This is a genomic window from Crassaminicella profunda, assembly GCF_019884785.1.
GTDB lineage: Bacteria > Bacillota > Clostridia > Peptostreptococcales > Thermotaleaceae > Crassaminicella > Crassaminicella profunda.
Window position 1 is genome coordinate 2,336,730 of the sequence record NZ_CP082326.1, and the last position, 18,890, is coordinate 2,355,619.

Below are 18,890 nucleotides of genomic sequence, written 5' to 3' on the forward strand. Positions count from 1 at the left end.
CCTCCTACCTTTACAAATTTATTTCTATTAATGACTTTTATTTTTACAAAACTCCTCATATGCTTTGTCATCCATCAGATTGTCAAGTTCAGATTGATCCTTTAACTCTACTAATAAAATCCAGCTTTCATAAGGCTTTTCATTCAGCATTTGTGGCGCATTTTCTAATTCTTCATTGATTTCTACAACCTTTCCAGAAACCGGCATATATGAATCAGAAGCAGCCTTAACGGATTCTATCACCCCAAAAACATCCGTTGCATTTAATTCATCATCCATCTCTGGTACTTCTACATAAACGATTTCACCTAAAGCATGTTGTGCATAATCCGTAATCCCAATATAAGCCTTATTCCCTTCTACTTTTACCCACTCATGATCCTTTGAATAATATAATCCTTGTACAATCTTCATTCGTAATTCCTCCTTTTTTATCAATAGTATTTTAAGTTTTGTTGATCTATTTTATTCACTCTACTTATTATCCCTTAGCGAATTCATCCAATTAAAATCCCTTATTTTTTGTAATTTTTATTGTAAAACTTTTTACTAATTACTTTTGCCTTTGCAATTCTTTTTCTAACTTGTATCTCAATAGGTGTATCCAATTTTGCATATTCTATATCTACCATTGCCAACCCAATATTCTTCTTTACTGTTGGAGCTGCATACCCCGTTGTCACAAAACCGATTTTCTTACCCTCTGCTAGTACATCATATCCATGTCTTGGAATTCCTTTATCAATCATTTCAAATCCTACTATTTTTCGCTTTAGTCCTTCTGCTTTTTGCTTAACCAATGCTTCTTTCCCGATGAAATTTGATTTGTTAAGTTTCACAAAAAAGCCTAATCCTGCTTCTAATGGTGTAATTTCTTCGGAAAGTTCATTTCCATAAAGAGGTAATGACGCTTCAAACCTCAAAGTATCTCTAGCCCCTAGTCCTGCTGGCTTCAATCCTTCTTCTTTTCCAGCTGCTAATAATGCATCCCACACTTTTTTTGCATCTTCATGGGATAAGTAAATCTCAAATCCATCTTCACCTGTATATCCTGTTCTTGATACTAAACAATTTGCTCCAGCTACTGCTACATTTCTTTTACAATAAAAAAATTTAATTTCTGAAAGATTTGTATCTGTTAGTTTTTGTAATATTTTTTGTGCATTTGGCCCTTGAATGGCCATTTCAGAAACATCATCTGAAATATTATTTATTTTTACATGAAATTCTCCAATATTATCTTCCATCCATTTAAAATCTTTTTCCACATTACTTGCATTGATCACAAGATAAAAATGATCTTTATTAAACTTATATACTAATAAATCATCTACAACTCCCCCATGAGGATAGCACATGAAAGTATATAAGATCTGACCCTCTTCGAGGACTGACACGTCATTGGTAACTAAATTTTGTACAAAATCAAATGCTTCACTTCCTATAATATCCACTTCCCCCATATGGGATACATCAAATAATCCTGCAAAATTTCTTACGCTTTCATGCTCTATGGTTATGCCTTCATATTGCACCGGTAATGCCCACCCAGAAAAATCAATAATTTTTCCACCATGGCTCTCATGTTTCTCAAACAAAGAGGTTTTTCTAATTTCATTCATCCATTTCTCCTCCTTTACATTTTTTATATTATTAGCATGCTTCATAATATAAAAAATATTAACGCTCATTAATATATTCCTCTTGTTTAAACCCACATAAATAAAACAGAGGAATATAATGGTATGCTCTATTCATCACCAAAATATTCCTCTGTTTCTTCATAAAATTTATCGTTAAACATGAATCAGTTCTTTATAACTGATTCTATAATACCTCCACCAATAACTTCATCACCATGATAAAAAACTACAGCCTGTCCAGGTGCAACAGCTCTTTCTTTTCGATCAAATAGTACTTTAACCCTTCCATTTTCTAAGTTTGAAACACTAGCAGGCAAAAACCATCCCCACTGACATACTTTTACCTTTACTTTAATCTCCTCTTTTAGCTCATCAAAAATTGTAAAATTTACATTTTTAGCGATCAATCCCATTGAATAAGTATCCTCATCATCACCAAGAAGAATTTCATTTTTTTCAGAATCAATATGCACCACAAACATGGGAGGATTTACATTTATTCCAAGACCTCTCTTCTGTCCAATCGTATAACGAACAATTCCTTTATGCTTTCCAACAATTTTCCCCGTCCTATCTACAAAATTTCCACTTTTCAATGCATCTGATGATATCTTTGCCAGATAAGATACATGATCTTCATTGGGTATAAAACATATACCTGTACTATCACTTTTTTTTGCTATTAAAGGATCGATTTTATAAGCTAACTTTCTAACTTCTTCCTTTGAAGTAAATTTCCCAAGAGGCAATAATATATATTTTAGTTGCTCTTGACTTAAGGAATGAAGATTATATGCTTGATCTTTTCTTTCTGGTATTCCCTTAAATATGCGATATCTTTTTAGCTCTTTATCATAACAAATATTTGCATAATGTCCTGTAGCAATATAGTATGCACCAAGACTATGGGCTGTTTCTATGAGTTTTCCATACTTTATGATCCTATTGCATGTAACACATGGATTAGGCGTTCTACCTTTTAAATATTCTTCTATAAACTCCTTTTTCACAGTTTCTTCAAAAATACCTTTATAATCTACCACATAATGAGGTATATCAAGAATTTTAGCAATTCGTTTTGCATCTCTTATAAAGGAAGGTTCAACTATATTCCCTTCTTCATCATATTCTTTAAAAACAGTCATTGTAATTCCTATAACATCATATCCCTCTCTTTTAAGAAGATATGCAGCAGCAGTACTATCCACACCACCACTTAGACCCACAGCTACTTTATTTTTATTCATCACTATGCTAACACCTTCATATACTCTCCTATTTCAATAAAATTTTGTAAAGCTTTTTGCCCACTACCTTCATTCTATCAACTCCTCGTATTGCATTTATTAAAATTATATTATATTTGTTCCTCTAATTCTATCAACTTTATATAAAAAACACTACCCAAAAGAGTAGTGTTCTTATGATTTATCATAAATTTATTTTCTTAATAATTCTCTAAAATGTACCTTTTTAAGTTGATTTTTAGTTTTGATTCCCTTAGCTTCAAAAATATCTTCATATACTTTATCAGCCATTGAATTTCCAGTGATTATTCTCTTTGCATTTTCTATTCTTTTATATCCTAACATGTAAAATACCATTTTTAATTTCCCCTTTCAAATTTAAAATATTGATTTTATCTATAAATTTGATAGGGCCGGAGGTTCTGGAAAGTGGCCATAAGAAACGAATTTTAATAGAATGATTACATTATCTGTAAACAATATACTCATCCAAGATTTTATTAATTTATTCACATACATTCTTATCAGCCTCCTTTCATTCAATCAATACGCAAAGCCTTAACTATTTCTATGCTTTTCAACTGACAAGATGATTATAGCACCTCCATCAAAAACAGTCAATATTTGGAAAACGGTTGCTTGAAATTTTTTTCTTCATTTTAGACTATTTTATTTCTCTTTCTACAGAATCAAATTATCTATACTTCAAAGTATTTCGATACTGCTTCTATAGTCTTCTCTTTTCCTACTTGAATGGTCTTTTCTATATCCCATTCCCAATATTCTGGTCTGAATAGTTCTATAGAAACCATTTTGTTATATCCAATTTCTTTTAAAGTTTTTAAAATGCCATCAAGGTCTATAAACCCATCTCCTGGCCATAAACGCTTATCATCACGTAATGCACCAAAAGGTAAGTTTTCTGCATCATCAATGTGGAAAATAAATAATTTATTCACATCTATTTCTTTCAAATCTGATAATTTAGATAGCATAGCATGAAAATGGAAACAATCTAATACAATCCCCACATGATCTTTGTTTACAGTTTTTACAATATCATAGGCTTGTTCAAATCTATTTACTGAACAATTTGGATAACCTACAAATTCAAAAGCTAATTTGAAATTTCTTTTTTCAGCAATATCTGCTAAAACATTTATTTTGTCAACAGTTTCTTTTTTTATTTCTTCTACCGTATATGCTCCCACATCAAAGGTAGGCACTACGACTGCTTGATTACAACCTATTTTTTCTCCAACTTCACAAATAAATTCTAAATCCTTTATAATTTCATTGAACTTTTCCTCTGTTCTAAAGCTAATAAACTCTAACGCATTAAATGCAAAAGGTTTTATATGACTATTTTCAAAAAATCCAACTAAATCTTCTACTGTATTTCTTTTTAGATAATCCTTTAATTGATCTATACGGATTTCGATTAAATCATAACCATGTTTTTCGCAAAATTCTAAATCCTTTTCCAATGTAGAATATTTCATAGTTGTTGCTTCATTAAAACAAATTTTCATATAACCCCCCCTATTATTTTACATGGAAAATATATTCATCCATATCTTTACTGAGCCTTTCAGCTACATCAAACACATCACATTCCCAATGTTTAGAACTAACTAGTTCGCATGACCACCAACCATCGTAACCTGTTGCTTTGATTGCTTTGGCAAATTCTTTTAATGGAATATCACCTTTTCCATAATAGTAACCTCTTAGTTTAGTTTCATCCCATACCGTATCTCTTGATTGCTTTTTTCCATCACAAAAATGAATATTATAAATCATTGATTGATCAAGCTTAGCTACATCATCAGGTGTTGTTTCTCCACCAGCCCATAAGTGCCATGTATCAATAACCATTCTTACATTATCACGATCAACTTTTTCAATTAATTTAAGTGCTTTTGAAAGTGAATGAATCGGAGACCATGCAACTGGTTCTAATTGGAAACCAACGCCATACGTTGCACCAATGTCTGCGATTTTTCTAATATTATTTGCAGTGATTTCAATAATCTCATCAAAAGGTCTACCTTCTAATTCAAGTAATGGTACTAATTGAATAACTGGACAACCAATATCTTGAGCCACAGATGAGAAGTAATGTGCTTCAGCAAGCATTCTTTCTAAGGCTTCAGGTCTAGGGCTTTCCACGCCACAGATATCATTGATACAGACTGCTTTAAGCTCATTATCTTTTAACATTTTATCTAAATCTGCTGTTGTAAAACCTTCTTCAAGAAAACTAGCAAGTTTTGAAGCTACAATTTCCAGTGCTCCAAATCCATATTTTTTAGCTATTCTTATATCTGTAGCTAAATTACTTTTAAATATTGACTTCGTGTGTAGTGCTTTTTTCATTTTATCATTCCCTCTTTTCATATTTTAATTTAACCTAATATTCTAGTAGAATTACATCAAGATAAATTTACCAATTTATTTTTAGAAAAAAATATGTTTCAATCTGATAAATATATTTGGTGATTATATATTCCCCTTTTTATAGCTTAACTGGTTTACCTTCTTGTAAAGATTTTTTTACAGCTAAACCTATTAATACTGGTTTTAATCCATCTATACCTGTAACAGGTACCTCCCTTTCATTTAGTACTGCATCCATAAATTGTTTCATTTCATTAACAAAAGAATCCATATATCTTTCTAGAAAGAAATATTTAGGCTTATCACTAAATACACCTTCTTCTGTGCTAAGAATTGCCGTTGATGGTGTATCATTAGCAATCTCTACTTTTCCTTTTGATCCAAATACTTCTACTCTTTGATCATATCCATATACTGCTTTTCGGCTGTTGTCAATGACACAAATCGTTCCATCAGCAAATTTTAGATGAATCACTGCTGTATCCACATCTCCAACTTCACCTATTGCGGGATCTACTCTTACAGCTGCAGATACATAAACTTCTTCTACTTCACTACCTACTAAAAATCTTGCCATATCAAAGTCATGAATAGCCATGTCTAAGAATATTCCTCCAGAAACCTTCACATATTCTGGTGCTGGTGGTTGGGGATCTCTTGACGTAATTTTTACAATATGAAGATCTCCTACTTTTCCTGCATTAATTAATTCTTTTACTTTGCTAAAGTTGTGGTCAAATCTTCTATTAAATCCTACTTGGAATTTGACCCCTGCTTTTTTCACTTCTTCAAGTACAGCTTCAACTTTTTCTACAGATAAATCTACTGGCTTTTCACAGAAAATATGCTTTCCTGCTCGAGCTGCTTCAATAGAGATTTGTGCATGTGTATCCGTAGAAGAGCAAATTAAAACTGCGTCAATTTCAGGGTCATTCAAAATTTCTTTATAATCCTTTGTTGCTATAGGAATGCCAACTTTTTCTGCCCATTCTTTTGCAGCCTGTACATATACATCGGATATAGCTTTAACTTCAACTTCTGGAATATGATTCATAATACTTTGTGAATGAACCTTACCAATTCTTCCCGCTCCAATGATGCCCACTTTCATTTTTTTTGCCATAATGATCTTCTCCTTTTATTTCTACAATAGTATTTTTATCATTATAAAATATTTACCCCCTTATTACTTTAAAAATAAGGGGGTGTTTTAAAAAAAACTTAAGATATTCGGCTGTAATTTATAGCCAATTCTTAAGTTTTATTTGCCTTTAATTTTATTTTTTCTTTTCTATATGCCCTTGGAGATACGCCCACATGTTTTTTAAATAAATAAGAAAAGTATTGTTGACTATTCATTCCAATATATTCACAAATTTGTGTAATATGGATATTAGTATATTTTAATAATTGTTTGGCTTTATTCAGCCTAACTTCTGTTAGATATTCATTAATGGTATCTCCTGTTTGCTTTTTAAAAATATGCTGTAAATATCTTTCGTGTAAACTTACTTCTTTAGCAATATCTTCAACAGTTAACTTATAATCATAATGTTGATGAATATAATCTATGGCTTGCATTACATATTGATCTTGAGGATTCTTTTCTATTTTTTTTGATTGATTATATATATTGGCAATCTGAATAAATATTTGTCCTATCAACATTTGTTTCGTAAAATCATTGCCAATTTCTAAATCATCTAACTGCTTTATTAGATCTCTAATCAACTGTGCTAGTCGTTCTTCCTTATCTTTTAATAAAACAAAAGGTTTTTGAATAGAAAAAAATGTTTCTAATGCTGGCATATGGCGAACCAATTCTCCTATAGTAAAGAAGGAGCAAAACTTTTTTTGAAATAAAAACTCGATATTTAAAATTCTACATCGATTTTCTTCCACTTTTAAACGATGGAGTATATCTGCATCGATTAAAATAAACTCTCCTTTTTTCATAACAACAGAAATATCTTTCATTAAAATTTCACATTCCCCCTTTACAACATACATGATTTCTACACGATGATGGGCATGCTTTTTAGGTGTAATATAGTCTTTGAATTCTTGATAATAGTAAGCTTTCACTTTTATTTGATACTGCCCTTCACGCCAATATACATTAAATAAGCTATTTGAATTCATAAAAGTTTCCCCTTTGAAAAATATTTTTAAAAAAAGAGAGCTTTCACTCTCTTTTTGACCATCAACTTTATGCATTTATCATATTTTTCACGTTTTTTGCAACTCTCTCTGCAAATATCTCTACTCTTTCCTTTTGTTCGTCTGTTCCATCTTTTATGCATACAGCACCAAAATGAGTATATGGTAATCCTTCACTAGCTCCTACAGAATAAACAAACATCCCCTTAACTAATAATTCACTTAATAGAGCTAATTCTGCATGATCTGCTCCACCACCTATGAAATTTTCAGTAGCAACTACGCACCCTACTTTTCCTGCAAACTTTAACTTGCATGTATCTAACCATTTTTTCATTTGCCAAGAATAAGATCCTGCATATGTAGGTGTTCCGAAAAATACTGCTTTTGCTTCTTCCAAAAATGCTGTATCCACTTCATCAATAGACATACACTTTGTCTCAATACCTTCTACTTTTTCTGCTCCTTTAGCAACAAGCTTTGCCACATTTTCTGTATTTCCTGTTTCACTATGATAAATAATTGCAATTTTCATTTTGTAACATCTCCTTCATTTTTATTTAACCTTATATATTTGATTCATGTACAAATATATTGGATAATTTTTTACATTTAAATTTCTCCATAAATAAATTGCATTTGCATAAAAATAAATAGTATATATTCTCTCCACACTCTGATAAAGATTCAAAATTACCTTGTCCCTTAGAAAGAATCAAATCTGCTCTTTCAAATATTTCTTTAAATTCATCACTTACCTCTAAAAGATCCGTTCCTGGTAAATCTGTTCCATTACTAAGTATATGTGCATACTTGTCTATTCCAACATTATATGCATCTTCTTCATTTATATCATTTAATACAGGTTCACCTCTAACAGCAAAAAATATTTCTACATGAGGATACTCTCTTTTTATTTCTTTTATGAAAATTTTGTCAAATACAATTTCTCCTGCGTTGTCTCCTAAATACAATAGTATTTTACCACTATTTAACTCATTTTTCAATTTATTGTATAATTCTTCATCTAGGTCACTTTCTAACGTTTTATAAATAAGTTCCTTGACTAAATCAAAACTTATTTCATCCAACGCACCAAAATCTATAATATTTCCAGCTTGTGCAATTTTTAAGGCAGTCATAAACCGATCATCTGAATCCTTTAATATTTCTTCAATCTGCTTTTCCATAGATAATAACTTTTCATTAAATAGCTTTTTTTCTTCCTTATAAAAATCATTGATTCCTGTTTCCTTTTTCAATATTCTCATAACCTTTGCCACTAAAAAAGGGGCTGTTCGAGCATATTCAATATCCACTACTTCTCTTAAAACCTTATTCATAAAGTTATATTTTTGATGCTTATCTTTCAAATATTTATCTGCCAATTGATTCGCCTTATTAATCACGCAGGCAATACAGTCTACATGGGTATTCACTTTAATAACATCCTTTCTTATAATTTTTTAGTATCGTTCTTTATCAAAAATCTACGCATCCACCATTATAACATATACTTTAATATACACTATCTCTTCTACGAAAAATGGTCCTCTTTATTTTCACTAAAAATTATTCTCTAATTTTCGTCTAAAAAATGCTACTCTTATTAAATTTACGTCTCCAAAATTTACATTTTCAAATCTATATAATGAATAAATCAAATTTTAACCCTATGTTTATTCAAATAAAAATGTGTTAGTAGGCATTTTTATTTCTCCCAACTAACACATTATTTATATTTATAAAATTTTAAATTTTATTTGATCAATATCCAATCTAGAATCTGTTATTATCTCATCCATTTGAATACTTGCCTTTAAAATCTCCTTTATATTAGATTCAATCTCTTTTCTTTTATCTTTAAAAAATAGTTCTCGGCTATAATTCACCAAGCGAATATTTTCTAAATTATCTAACAATGCTTTTTCATATATTGTTCTTGTTTCAAAACATTGAATCGTTAATAAATCCCCTTGGATAAAAGCTTGTACATTTTTAGGCCCTTTACCTGTATAGTGTTTAATAAATCTCGCTATTTCTTTTTGAATTTTATTTTCAAAATCTTTCTTCACATCTTTCTCAAGAATGATTGAATTAATAATTGTATCTTTTGATTTTATTTTATATAATTTCAAAGCAGCCCTTTCCATAGTCGCTACTAGTTCTCTTGTATCAATAGGCTTAATAATATACTTATCAATCCCCACATCTATGGTATTGATAATAGAATCCACATCAGAAATAGCTGTGATTACAATAATTGGACAAGTCTGATCGATATTTCTAATTTTTTTTGCCATTTCTAATCCATTCATCTTTGGCATTTTTAAATCTGTAATAATAAGATCTGGTTCATATTCATTAAACTTCATCAATCCATCTTCACCATCAACCGCAATATATAATTTTCCAACACGTCGTTTGATAAAGCTTGCTAATTCCTCACGAATCATCTCTTCATCTTCCACATATAATACTTTAAGATTGTACAAAATGCTCTTCTTTTTCATCCTTATCAACTCCATTTCTTGGAATAACCATGGATATGCAAGCACCCTCTTTTCTATTAAAAATATTAATTTTTCCGTGAAAATTCTTTTCAATAATTACTTTTGACATATAAAGACCTAGTCCTGTCCCTTTTCCTTTCCCTTTTGTAGTAAAATGAGGTTCAAATACACGATCTAAAATATCTTCATGAATACCCCTTCCATTATCTTCAATCTCTACAACTTGATTTGATTCTTGTACATAAATGTTTATATCTATTTTACGATCATGAAGTCTTTTTTCGATTAAAGCATCCATAGCATTTTGGACAATATTAAAAATCACTTGTGAATATTGATTAGCATGTCCAAAGATTAAGCCATCTTCCATCACATTTATATTTAATTGTATTTGATGAAGTCTTAAAGGTTCTTCTAAAAAATCCATAGTCGATTCAATATTTTCTTTAATAGAAAACAAAACTTCTTCACTCTTAGGGTTGAAAAAATACCTAAAATCATCAATAGTTTGAGACATACGATTGATCAAATTTCTTGATTTTTTCATTAATTCACTCAAATATTCTTCTGTTAATTCCTCATATTCATAAGCATCCTCAATATTTGAAAAAATAAGTCCCAATCCACTTAAGGGCTGTCGCCATTGATGAGCAATATTTCCAATCATTTCTCCCATTGCCGCAAGTCTTGATTGATAAATCATCAAAGCTTCTTTTTTCTTATTTTCATCCACTTCCTTTTGAAACATTTCTTCTAATTTTATGTTAATCCCTTCTAATTCCAAGGCAATACGATTTTTATTTTCCACATCAGAATAATAAGTATTTTGATTTTCTCCTTCATAATAAAAATCCTTATTTTTTTGAGGAAGTACACTAGATATCTCAGATGCAACTTGATGAATAATCTTTCTAAATCGTTCTTCACTTCTTTTTAAAGCCTCTTCTTGAATTTTTTTATTAGTAATATCTCTAGAAATCAATATAAGTTTTAATTGATTTTCTAATTGAAATAAATGAGCACTAATTTCCACAGGAATAAATGAACCATTACTTGTAATCAATCGATCTTCAAAAATCGTTATTTTTTCTTTTTTTAAATTTTCCACCATGTTTTTAAACTTTTCAATATTCCCATCCTTAGAAATATCTAAATATGACATTTTTAATAAAGTAGCTTTATCATAATCAAGACTATCACAAGCTTTACTGTTCACTTCTAAAAATTCTGTAGGTAAATTATTTTCATCTAAATTCAATACAAAAGTACAATCACTCCCACTATTAAAAAGTCTTTCATATTTTTCCTTATTTCGAATCAGCTCTTTTTCAAGGGATTTTCTTTCTTCAATATCTTTTTCTAGCTCCTTATTTAAATCATTTACTTTCGTTACTAAACTGGCTTCCTTTTCTAATTGCCTCTTATCTTTTTTGATTTTATAAATATAAAACATTCCTGAAATAAAAACCAAAAGGATAATAAAATTAAAAGTAAGAATTTTATAAGTTCCATTCCGTACAAATTGGGTCATTTCCAAATAATCCATAGATACTGTAATAATCCAAAATTCATCGCCTACCCTTGCAGGTGAATACGCACTAAATTTTTTCACTCTTTTTTTATTTTGATCTTGATACCAAATGGAATGATATACTCCTACTCCCGATTCTCCATTTTTCTGTTTCTCCACTAATGATTCTAATTCAGACCAATCATAATCTGGAAATTCTTCTTTTCTCGCTTTCATCACATTTCTTCCAATATCTTCTCTTTTTGGATGCATCAATAATATTCCGTTTTTATTTTTAACAGAAGCATAACCCTTCTCTCCTGCTTGAATAGGTTTTACAAGTTGTTGATAAATTTTATCCAATTTGATCTGTGTGCATAAAATAGCTTCAATTTTTGAATCATAAAAGATGGGTTCAAGGAGTTGTATATAAAATTGTCCCTTATAAAAATAAACTTTACTAATAACAGAATCTTTTCTAGTTAAAACACTTTGAATCTCTTCATATATATTAGGATGAATAGATTGCTCTTTCTTGGGATAGGTTTCGATGAAGTTCCCATCTAAATTTAATAATTGTATTTTATCAATACTATCTTTTTGAATAATATAATAATCTTCTAAACTATTAAACTTTATATCTACACCCTCAGATGTCATATAATTACGAAATTGTTCTTGAAAAGATCTATTTTTCGTAATGATTTTAAGATTCTCACTTTGATAGGTAAAAAAACGCTCTATACTTCTAGATACAGATTTCGAAATAGTCAACAATTGTTGTTGTTCCTTTGCAATAATATGATCTTGTACACTTTTATAATTCATGTAAGAAGCAGACAAAATAATTATCACACCCATAAAAATAGCTATCATGAGTATATATAAATCCCTATTTCCTTTTTTTCTCTGCACTTTTTCATCACTCCTTAGTAATATTATAGCATATTACTAATATTACAATTTTTCTGAACACCACAAAAAGATTAGTCCTTTTGCTAATCTTTTTGCTACTATTTATGCAGTTTTTTGTCCACTAACTTTCTTCTTACCTATATATTCTTTTACCATTGGATAAACAATAGATATAATTGTGATCCCTATTAAACAGATGGCTAAAGTTGATCCATAAAATATACTCATACTTCCATCGGCTATTTTCAATGCTTGCCTAAAGGATTGTTCCATTGTACCTCCAACAATAGCTGCTAAAATCATAGGAGCTGTAGGTACTTTTACCTTTGTCATAAAGTACCCTAATATACCAAATATGATTAATAAGTAAAAATCGATTACACTATTAGAAATAGCATATGTTCCTACAAATGCTAAAGAAAGCACAATTGGGTATAAAATCTTAGGCGGTATAGCTAAAACACGAACTAAAGCTCCTGCTAAGGGAATATTGATAATGGCTAAAATAATATTTCCAACAAACATACTAGCAATCAATCCCCAAGCAATATCTGGGTTTTGTGTAAACAATAAGGGGCCTGGCTGAATTCCTAGCATCAATAAAGCACCCATCATTACTGCAGTTGTTCCAGATCCTGGAATCCCCAAGGTCAACATAGGGATCAAAGCTCCTACTGAAGCTGCATTGTTAGCAGACTCTGGCGCAGCTAAACCTTCAATGGCACCTTCTCCAAATTCTTCTGGATGTTTTGACATTTGTTTTTCGTTATTGTATGACATTAAAGATGCCATGGTTCCACCGGCTCCTGGTAAGGCCCCAATAATGAACCCTAGGGGGGCACTTCTTAGGATAGGCCATTTACTTCTTTTCCACTCTTCTTTTGTTATCCAAATTTTGCCGAATTTTGTCTGTGCTTTTTTTGTTCCTTCATTGATCACTTTAAAGCTTTTAAATACCTCTCCTAGTGCATAAATACCAATGATTACAATTAGGAAATCTATCCCTGTTTGCAATTCTAATACACCAAAGGTAAATCTTTCAACTCCTGATTGGGCATCAATCCCTACTGTTCCAATAATTAACCCGAAAACCATAGAAATAAATCCTTTTAGTACATTATTCTTTGACATGGATGCCGTCATAGATAAAGCTGCCACCATCAATAGAAAATACTCTGCTGGACCAAATTTTAATGCAAATCTTGATACAGGTGTAGCTAGTGCAACCATAAACACAGCTGCAATTGTACCTCCAATAAATGATGCAATTGCAGAAATAGCTAAAGCAGATTCTGCCTTTCCTTTCATAGCCATTGGATATCCATCAAAGGTTGCAGCAAGGGCTGCACCATCTCCTGGTGTATTGATCAATATAGAACTTCTTGATCCTCCAAACATGGCTCCATAATAAACCCCTGTCATTGTAATCAATGCTGCTGTTGGTCCCATACTAAAAGTAATCGGTAATAATACAGCAACTCCTGTTGCTGGTCCTAATCCTGGTAGCATACCAACAATCGTTCCTAAAATTCCACCGATAGTTACCATTAACAAATGATAGGGCTGTAATGCCACTAAGAATCCTTGTAATAAATTTGTAATTACATCCATTTTTTCACCTCCAAGTCATGTTAGATATATAGATAGGGTATTTGTGGCAAATATATGCCTAATAGTTTTGAAAAGATCATGTAAATCCCTACACTAAAGAAAAGAGCTACAATGGTATTTACTTTCCATTTTTCTTTTCCATTCACAAGAATTAACATCATTTGTAAAAATATAAAAGTTGAAAGTACATAGCCTAAATAATCAAAGGCAATTGCATATACTATAGCAAAACAACATGTTCTCGTAATCATTTTCCAATTTAGTCGATCCTGATCAGTGGCTTCCTTTTTTAAAATTTCAAAAGATGCAATAGATTTTTTTAAATCACTCTTTAGCAAAAGAATCATCCCAAGTATTCCTAAAGTTCCTGCAAGTATTAATGGATACATGGCTGGTGCCATAGGATTTCCTATAGCCGCTTTAGGAAGGGTATATGCCATAAAGCCATAAATCAAAGCTATGATTAGAGTAACCAATCCTGTTAATCCATTAAAATCTAACTTTTTCTTTGATTTGTCCATTTTCACCTCTCCTTTTTTTAATAAAAGGATTCGTGTTCAAACACGAACCCTTCACTAAAATTATTTTTTGATCATACCAATTTCTTCTAATATTCCTTTGTATTGTTCATTTACAGTTCCAAGAAAGTTTGTAAATTCTTCTTGATCTAAATAAGCTTTATCCCATCCGTTTTTCTTACAATATTCATCCCATTCTTTTGTTTCTACCATTTTGGCTAAAGTTTCTCTCCAATATTTCACAGCATAATCAGGCATTCCTGGTGCTGCAAATAAACCTCTCCAGTTTTCAAAGGTCACATCAATTCCTTGCTCTTTTACTGTTGGAATTTCTGCAAGAACACCTTCTCCTACACGTTTACCCGCTGTTTGAGCTAATACTTTTACTTCTCCACCTTTAAGTAATTGCTCTACATCTCCTAAACCAGTTGATAAAAGATCCACATGTCCACCTAATAATTGTGCAGTTGCTGTACCATCTTGAAAACTTACATAGTCAATATCTTTAATATTTTCTACCCCTGCAGCTTTGGCTACCATTAAGAATTGAATATGGTCCATACTTCCTGCTGATGAATTTCCACCAATTTTTACACTCTTAGGGTCTTTCTTTAATGCCTCTAATACTTCACTAATTGAATTGTATTTAGAGTCCTTTGGTACAACGAACGCACCATAGTCTGTAATCAATCTCGCAAGGGGTGTTGTATCCTTATAGCTTAAATCTGTAGAACCATTTAGGTTTATTAAGATTAGTGGTGGCGAATAAACAGAGATCAAACTATCAGATCCTTTTTTCGTTTGCATATACGCAAGGTTTACTCCACCTCCGCCACCTGGCTTATTTGTAATAGGCATTGGTACAGATACTAAATTTGTATCTTTAAGAGCCTTAGCTGTAGTACGAATAGTTAAATCCCAACCACCACCAGCTCCTCCTGGTGCAATGAATTCCATTGCTTTTTTAGGATACTTATCAGGAGCTGATGAATCCGCAGTTTTTGCATCTTTGCTACCACACCCAGTTAATAATCCTGTTCCTATTAAGGTTACTGCTAAACCTAATGCAAGCATTTTCTTCTTTATTGCCATTTTATTTCCTCCCTTTTATTTTTTATAAAATACGCCTTAGCTGTTTTTTCAATAAACGTTAGCATTTCATCAATACTATGTGCTCTCGTTCTTGAACACACCCAGACGTACTTATCACATAAAAAACATTTTCTTTGCTCTTTCCCTATGCTTTCTCTGCTAATGGAATTTCCTAAAGCATCCATCACATCAAAGTCATATATTCTTCCTAGCCCGTCTGTTTCCTCAATTTCTGTACATATTTTTTTCGTTTTTATAGCGTCTGTATCTACAATAATAAAAGCTTCCGAACCAGTGGATTTATTCCATATTTCCTTGAATATCATCTTTATTTTTGCTTTATTTAATGAAACTTTCAGTAGCTTTAATCCATTATTAAAAATTTCTCTGTACAATTCTCCATCTTTTTTAGGTCCTGGAATATTTAACTTCAATGCAACCAAAGTCTTTTTATATTCCTTTACAAGCTGTTTTTGATAAAAATATCTTTTTTCTCTTGCCCTAAGAATTGTTTCTATATTTTTATTTTCATTCATAAGGAATCTCCTTATTTTACTTGCTTGATTACGTCAATAATACTGCCATCACGATATTCTACAATACCGACAACTCTTTCTAAGTATTCTATAGGTCTTCCTTTTCCTACAACTTTTTCTGCCTTTTCTTTTAATTCTTCTATTGTAAAAATAGGCAAATCTGTATTTTTAAATATTTCTAGTAAATCTTTTCTTCTTGGATTAATAGCAATCCCTCGGTCAGTTACTAAAACGTCTACTGTTTCTCCAGGGGTAATTATTGTATTTACCTGATCCACTACTGTTGGAATTCTTCCTCTAATAAGGGGTGCCACAATGATAGATAATTTTGAAGCCGCAGCTGTATCTGAATGTCCTCCTGACGCCCCTCGAATAATACCATCAGAACCTGTAATAACATTTACATGGAAATTTGTATCTATTTCTAATGCACTTAAGATAACAACATCTAATTGATTGGCAATACATCCTTTGTTATGGGGATTGGCATAAAAGGATGCATCAATTTCATGATGATTTGGATTCTTTATGATTGATTCACAAGCAACCAAATCAAAACTTTGTACATCAAACAACTGCTCAATAAATCCTTCCTCATGCATCTCTACCATAGGTTTGGTAATACCACCTAATGCAAATCGAGCTTTGATATTTTTATCTTTCATCTCTTCTTTCAAAAATCTTGTTACAGCTAGAGATGATCCTCCTGATCCTGTTTGGAATGAAAATCCATCTTTAAAATAGGGTGAATTTACAATTAATTTACTCGCATATTGGGCGATTAATAATTCTTTTGGATTCTTTGTAAAACGTGTTGCTCCTGAAGCAATTCCACTTGGATTTCCAATTGCATCCACCTTTATAACATAATCCACATTTGTTTGTGAAATACTTGCTGGACAATTGGGGTAAGGTACCAAATCATCTGTAATGATGACAACTTGGTCAGCATAAGCTGCATCAACTTTTGAATATCCTAAAGAACCACAAATAGTATTTTCTCCCTTGCCTCTACTATTTCCATATGGATCACAGGAGGGTGCTCCTAAAAATGCCACATCAATTTTAATTTCACCAGCTTCGATAGCTCTTGCTCTTCCACCATGAGAACGAATGACAATGGGTTTTTCCATTAATCCATTAGAAATTTCTTCTGCTAATCTTCCTCTTATACCACTAGTATGAATCCCTGTAATCACGCCATTTTTTATATGCTCTACTAAAGATTCATGAATGGTCGATAAAGAACTTGGTACAATAGTAATATCTTTTAATCCCATTTTTGCAATGGTGTCTATAACATTATTGAGAATGTAATCCCCATTTCTAAAGTGATGATGAAAAGAAATAGTCATGCCATCTTTTAATCCTACTTTTTTAATTAATTCTTCCAAACTACTTACTACCTTACTTTCATTAGGTTTTACTTGTTTTAATAAAGGAGCTATTTTTCTCCCCACAGGCTCTTTACTAAAGGGAGCAGAGTAATTGATTACCTCATCATACCAAATAATATCTTCTGGAATCTCTCTTCCGATTGTGTTCTTCATTTTACTCGCCCTCCTTTATAAGCCCTGACATTTTTGCAAGTTCTATTACTCTTTCTGCTCTCTCCACAATTGGCTTATCAATCATTTTTCCATTTAGTGCTATAACGCCTGAGCCTTTTTCATTGGCTTCTTCAATGGCTCTCATCACTTTTTTCGCATGATCAATTTCCTTCTCAGTAGGGGCATAAATCTCATGAACTGGACCAATTTGTCTCGGATTAATAATTGATTTTCCATCAAAGCCAAGCTGTTTGATTAGCTTTACTTCTTCACGGAAGCCTTCTTCATTATTCACATCAGAATAAACCGTATCAAGGGCATAAATACCTGCAGCTCGAGCAGCTATTAAAATTTGACTTCTTGCCATTAATAATTCAATTCCTTCTGGACTTCTTTTCGTCTTCATATTTGTAACATAATCTTCTGCTCCTATAGCAATCCCCATTAACCTTTTGCTTGCTTGAGCAATTTCTACTGCATTGATTACCCCTAAAGGACTTTCAATAGCTCCCATCATCTTTGTTGAACCTATCTTTTTTCCTATCTTCTTTTCTACTTCTTCTATAATCTTTTCTACCTCTATCACATCTTGTGCCGTTTCAGTCTTTGGTAAACGAATCACATCCACACCAGCTCGTACCATGGCTTCTATATCACTACGTCCATAAGGAGAGTCTAACCCATTGATTCTTACAACAATCTCCATTCCTTCATAGTCCATATTTTTTACTGCATGATATACTAATAATCTTGCTGCATCCTTTTCTGCAAGAGATATAGAATCTTCCAAGTCAAACATCAAAGAATCTGCTCCATAAATATGAGCATCCGTAAGCATTCCAGGGTTATTACCAGGAACATACATCATGGTCCTTCTTAGCTTTTGCATCTATAATAACCCCCAATCTATATCATTTTCCTTTGTCATAGCACGCATTACTGCACTTTGCACACGAGCACGAATGGTACAATCTAAAGCTCCTCGATCCATCGCTCGAACAACAACATTTGTTATGCTCATACTTTCTAGTGTTTCAAGAATCACTTTCTTGATTTGTTCTCCAAATTGTTTTTGAACAGTACTGTCAAGATATATTTGAATACCAACTTCTTGACTTTTTTCTATTACCACATGAATATCACTGGATTCCATTGTTCCAGCCATTCCTGTTTTGATAATTTCCACATGAATCAC

The 18,890-nt window shown here is 31.7% G+C and carries 19 protein-coding genes; all 19 read right to left on the bottom strand.

Annotated elements, in window-relative coordinates; all coding sequences use genetic code 11:
- Positions 1-27: 27 nt before the first annotated feature.
- Positions 28-414: a glycine cleavage system protein GcvH gene (gene gcvH, locus K7H06_RS11065; RefSeq protein ID WP_223036110.1), complete on the bottom strand. Its 387-nt coding sequence runs from the start codon at positions 412-414 to the stop codon at positions 28-30.
- 101 nt (positions 415-515) lie between these two features.
- Positions 516-1,622: a glycine cleavage system aminomethyltransferase GcvT gene (gcvT, locus tag K7H06_RS11070; protein WP_223036111.1), complete on the bottom strand. Its 1,107-nt coding sequence runs from the start codon at positions 1,620-1,622 to the stop codon at positions 516-518.
- A 185-nt stretch (positions 1,623-1,807) separates the two neighbouring features.
- Positions 1,808-2,890 (bottom strand): tRNA 2-thiouridine(34) synthase MnmA, encoded by a 1,083-nt coding sequence (gene mnmA, locus K7H06_RS11075; RefSeq protein ID WP_246637517.1) that lies wholly within the window; start codon positions 2,888-2,890, stop codon positions 1,808-1,810.
- A gap of 192 nt (positions 2,891-3,082) precedes the next feature.
- Entirely contained in the window at positions 3,083-3,247 is a 165-nt protein-coding gene (locus K7H06_RS11080; RefSeq protein ID WP_223036112.1) for a hypothetical protein, read from the bottom strand.
- Positions 3,248-3,588: 341 nt separating this feature from the next.
- Positions 3,589-4,422, bottom strand: coding sequence for a sugar phosphate isomerase/epimerase family protein (locus K7H06_RS11085; protein ID WP_223036113.1), 834 nt, complete (start codon positions 4,420-4,422; stop codon positions 3,589-3,591).
- A 13-nt stretch (positions 4,423-4,435) separates the two neighbouring features.
- Positions 4,436-5,290: a sugar phosphate isomerase/epimerase family protein gene (locus K7H06_RS11090; protein ID WP_223036114.1), complete on the bottom strand. Its 855-nt coding sequence runs from the start codon at positions 5,288-5,290 to the stop codon at positions 4,436-4,438.
- Between the two features lie 118 nt (positions 5,291-5,408).
- Positions 5,409-6,413, bottom strand: a complete 1,005-nt coding sequence (gene iolG / locus K7H06_RS11095; protein ID WP_246637518.1) for an inositol 2-dehydrogenase — start codon at positions 6,411-6,413, stop codon at positions 5,409-5,411.
- Between the two features lie 131 nt (positions 6,414-6,544).
- Positions 6,545-7,432, bottom strand: coding sequence for an AraC family transcriptional regulator (locus K7H06_RS11100; RefSeq protein ID WP_223036115.1), 888 nt, complete (start codon positions 7,430-7,432; stop codon positions 6,545-6,547).
- 67 nt (positions 7,433-7,499) lie between these two features.
- On the bottom strand, positions 7,500-7,985 hold the full coding sequence (locus K7H06_RS11105; RefSeq protein ID WP_223036116.1) for a flavodoxin family protein: 486 nt from the start codon (positions 7,983-7,985) through the stop codon (positions 7,500-7,502).
- 31 nt (positions 7,986-8,016) lie between these two features.
- Complete coding sequence (locus tag K7H06_RS11110) at positions 8,017-8,889, bottom strand: damage-control phosphatase ARMT1 family protein (RefSeq protein WP_223036117.1); 873 nt, start codon at positions 8,887-8,889, stop codon at positions 8,017-8,019.
- A gap of 303 nt (positions 8,890-9,192) precedes the next feature.
- The gene (locus tag K7H06_RS11115; RefSeq protein WP_223036118.1) at positions 9,193-9,963 is read right to left on the bottom strand and encodes a Na-translocating system protein MpsC family protein; all 771 of its coding nucleotides are present in this window, start codon (positions 9,961-9,963) and stop codon (positions 9,193-9,195) included.
- Positions 9,932-12,388: an ATP-binding protein gene (locus K7H06_RS11120; RefSeq protein WP_223036119.1), complete on the bottom strand. Its 2,457-nt coding sequence runs from the start codon at positions 12,386-12,388 to the stop codon at positions 9,932-9,934. Before K7H06_RS11120 ends, K7H06_RS11115 begins: the two co-directional genes overlap by 32 nt.
- Positions 12,389-12,490: 102 nt before the next feature.
- Entirely contained in the window at positions 12,491-13,999 is a 1,509-nt protein-coding gene (locus K7H06_RS11125) for a tripartite tricarboxylate transporter permease (protein WP_223036120.1), read from the bottom strand.
- A 20-nt stretch (positions 14,000-14,019) separates the two neighbouring features.
- Positions 14,020-14,520, bottom strand: coding sequence for a tripartite tricarboxylate transporter TctB family protein (locus K7H06_RS11130; protein WP_223036121.1), 501 nt, complete (start codon positions 14,518-14,520; stop codon positions 14,020-14,022).
- Positions 14,521-14,580: 60 nt separating this feature from the next.
- Complete coding sequence (locus tag K7H06_RS11135; RefSeq protein ID WP_223036122.1) at positions 14,581-15,609, bottom strand: Bug family tripartite tricarboxylate transporter substrate binding protein; 1,029 nt, start codon at positions 15,607-15,609, stop codon at positions 14,581-14,583.
- Positions 15,600-16,145, bottom strand: a complete 546-nt coding sequence (citX, locus tag K7H06_RS11140) for a citrate lyase holo-[acyl-carrier protein] synthase (protein WP_223036123.1) — start codon at positions 16,143-16,145, stop codon at positions 15,600-15,602. The genes K7H06_RS11135 and citX overlap by 10 nt, the downstream gene beginning before the upstream one ends.
- 11 nt (positions 16,146-16,156) lie before the next feature.
- Entirely contained in the window at positions 16,157-17,695 is a 1,539-nt protein-coding gene (gene citF / locus K7H06_RS11145; protein WP_223036124.1) for a citrate lyase subunit alpha, read from the bottom strand.
- A gap of 1 nt (position 17,696) precedes the next feature.
- The gene (gene citE / locus K7H06_RS11150) at positions 17,697-18,584 is read right to left on the bottom strand and encodes a citrate (pro-3S)-lyase subunit beta (protein WP_223036125.1); all 888 of its coding nucleotides are present in this window, start codon (positions 18,582-18,584) and stop codon (positions 17,697-17,699) included.
- Entirely contained in the window at positions 18,585-18,881 is a 297-nt protein-coding gene (citD, locus tag K7H06_RS11155) for a citrate lyase acyl carrier protein (RefSeq protein WP_223036126.1), read from the bottom strand. It lies immediately after the preceding gene.
- Positions 18,882-18,890: the final 9 nt, after the last annotated feature.

Coding starts and splice junctions, on each gene's coding strand:
- gcvH (WP_223036110.1), bottom strand. CDS start 414: ATGAAGATTGTACAAGGATTATATTATTCAAAGGATCATGAGTGGGTA.
- gcvT (WP_223036111.1), bottom strand. CDS start 1,622: ATGAATGAAATTAGAAAAACCTCTTTGTTTGAGAAACATGAGAGCCAT.
- mnmA (WP_246637517.1), bottom strand. CDS start 2,890: ATGAATAAAAATAAAGTAGCTGTGGGTCTAAGTGGTGGTGTGGATAGT.
- K7H06_RS11080 (WP_223036112.1), bottom strand. CDS start 3,247: ATGGTATTTTACATGTTAGGATATAAAAGAATAGAAAATGCAAAGAGA.
- K7H06_RS11085 (WP_223036113.1), bottom strand. CDS start 4,422: ATGAAAATTTGTTTTAATGAAGCAACAACTATGAAATATTCTACATTG.
- K7H06_RS11090 (WP_223036114.1), bottom strand. CDS start 5,290: ATGAAAAGAGGGAATGATAAAATGAAAAAAGCACTACACACGAAGTCA.
- iolG (WP_246637518.1), bottom strand. CDS start 6,413: ATGGCAAAAAAAATGAAAGTGGGCATCATTGGAGCGGGAAGAATTGGT.
- K7H06_RS11100 (WP_223036115.1), bottom strand. CDS start 7,432: ATGAATTCAAATAGCTTATTTAATGTATATTGGCGTGAAGGGCAGTAT.
- K7H06_RS11105 (WP_223036116.1), bottom strand. CDS start 7,985: ATGAAAATTGCAATTATTTATCATAGTGAAACAGGAAATACAGAAAAT.
- K7H06_RS11115 (WP_223036118.1), bottom strand. CDS start 9,963: ATGAAAAAGAAGAGCATTTTGTACAATCTTAAAGTATTATATGTGGAA.
- K7H06_RS11125 (WP_223036120.1), bottom strand. CDS start 13,999: ATGGATGTAATTACAAATTTATTACAAGGATTCTTAGTGGCATTACAG.
- K7H06_RS11130 (WP_223036121.1), bottom strand. CDS start 14,520: ATGGACAAATCAAAGAAAAAGTTAGATTTTAATGGATTAACAGGATTG.
- K7H06_RS11135 (WP_223036122.1), bottom strand. CDS start 15,609: ATGGCAATAAAGAAGAAAATGCTTGCATTAGGTTTAGCAGTAACCTTA.
- citX (WP_223036123.1), bottom strand. CDS start 16,145: ATGAATGAAAATAAAAATATAGAAACAATTCTTAGGGCAAGAGAAAAA.
- citF (WP_223036124.1), bottom strand. CDS start 17,695: ATGAAGAACACAATCGGAAGAGAGATTCCAGAAGATATTATTTGGTAT.
- citE (WP_223036125.1), bottom strand. CDS start 18,584: ATGCAAAAGCTAAGAAGGACCATGATGTATGTTCCTGGTAATAACCCT.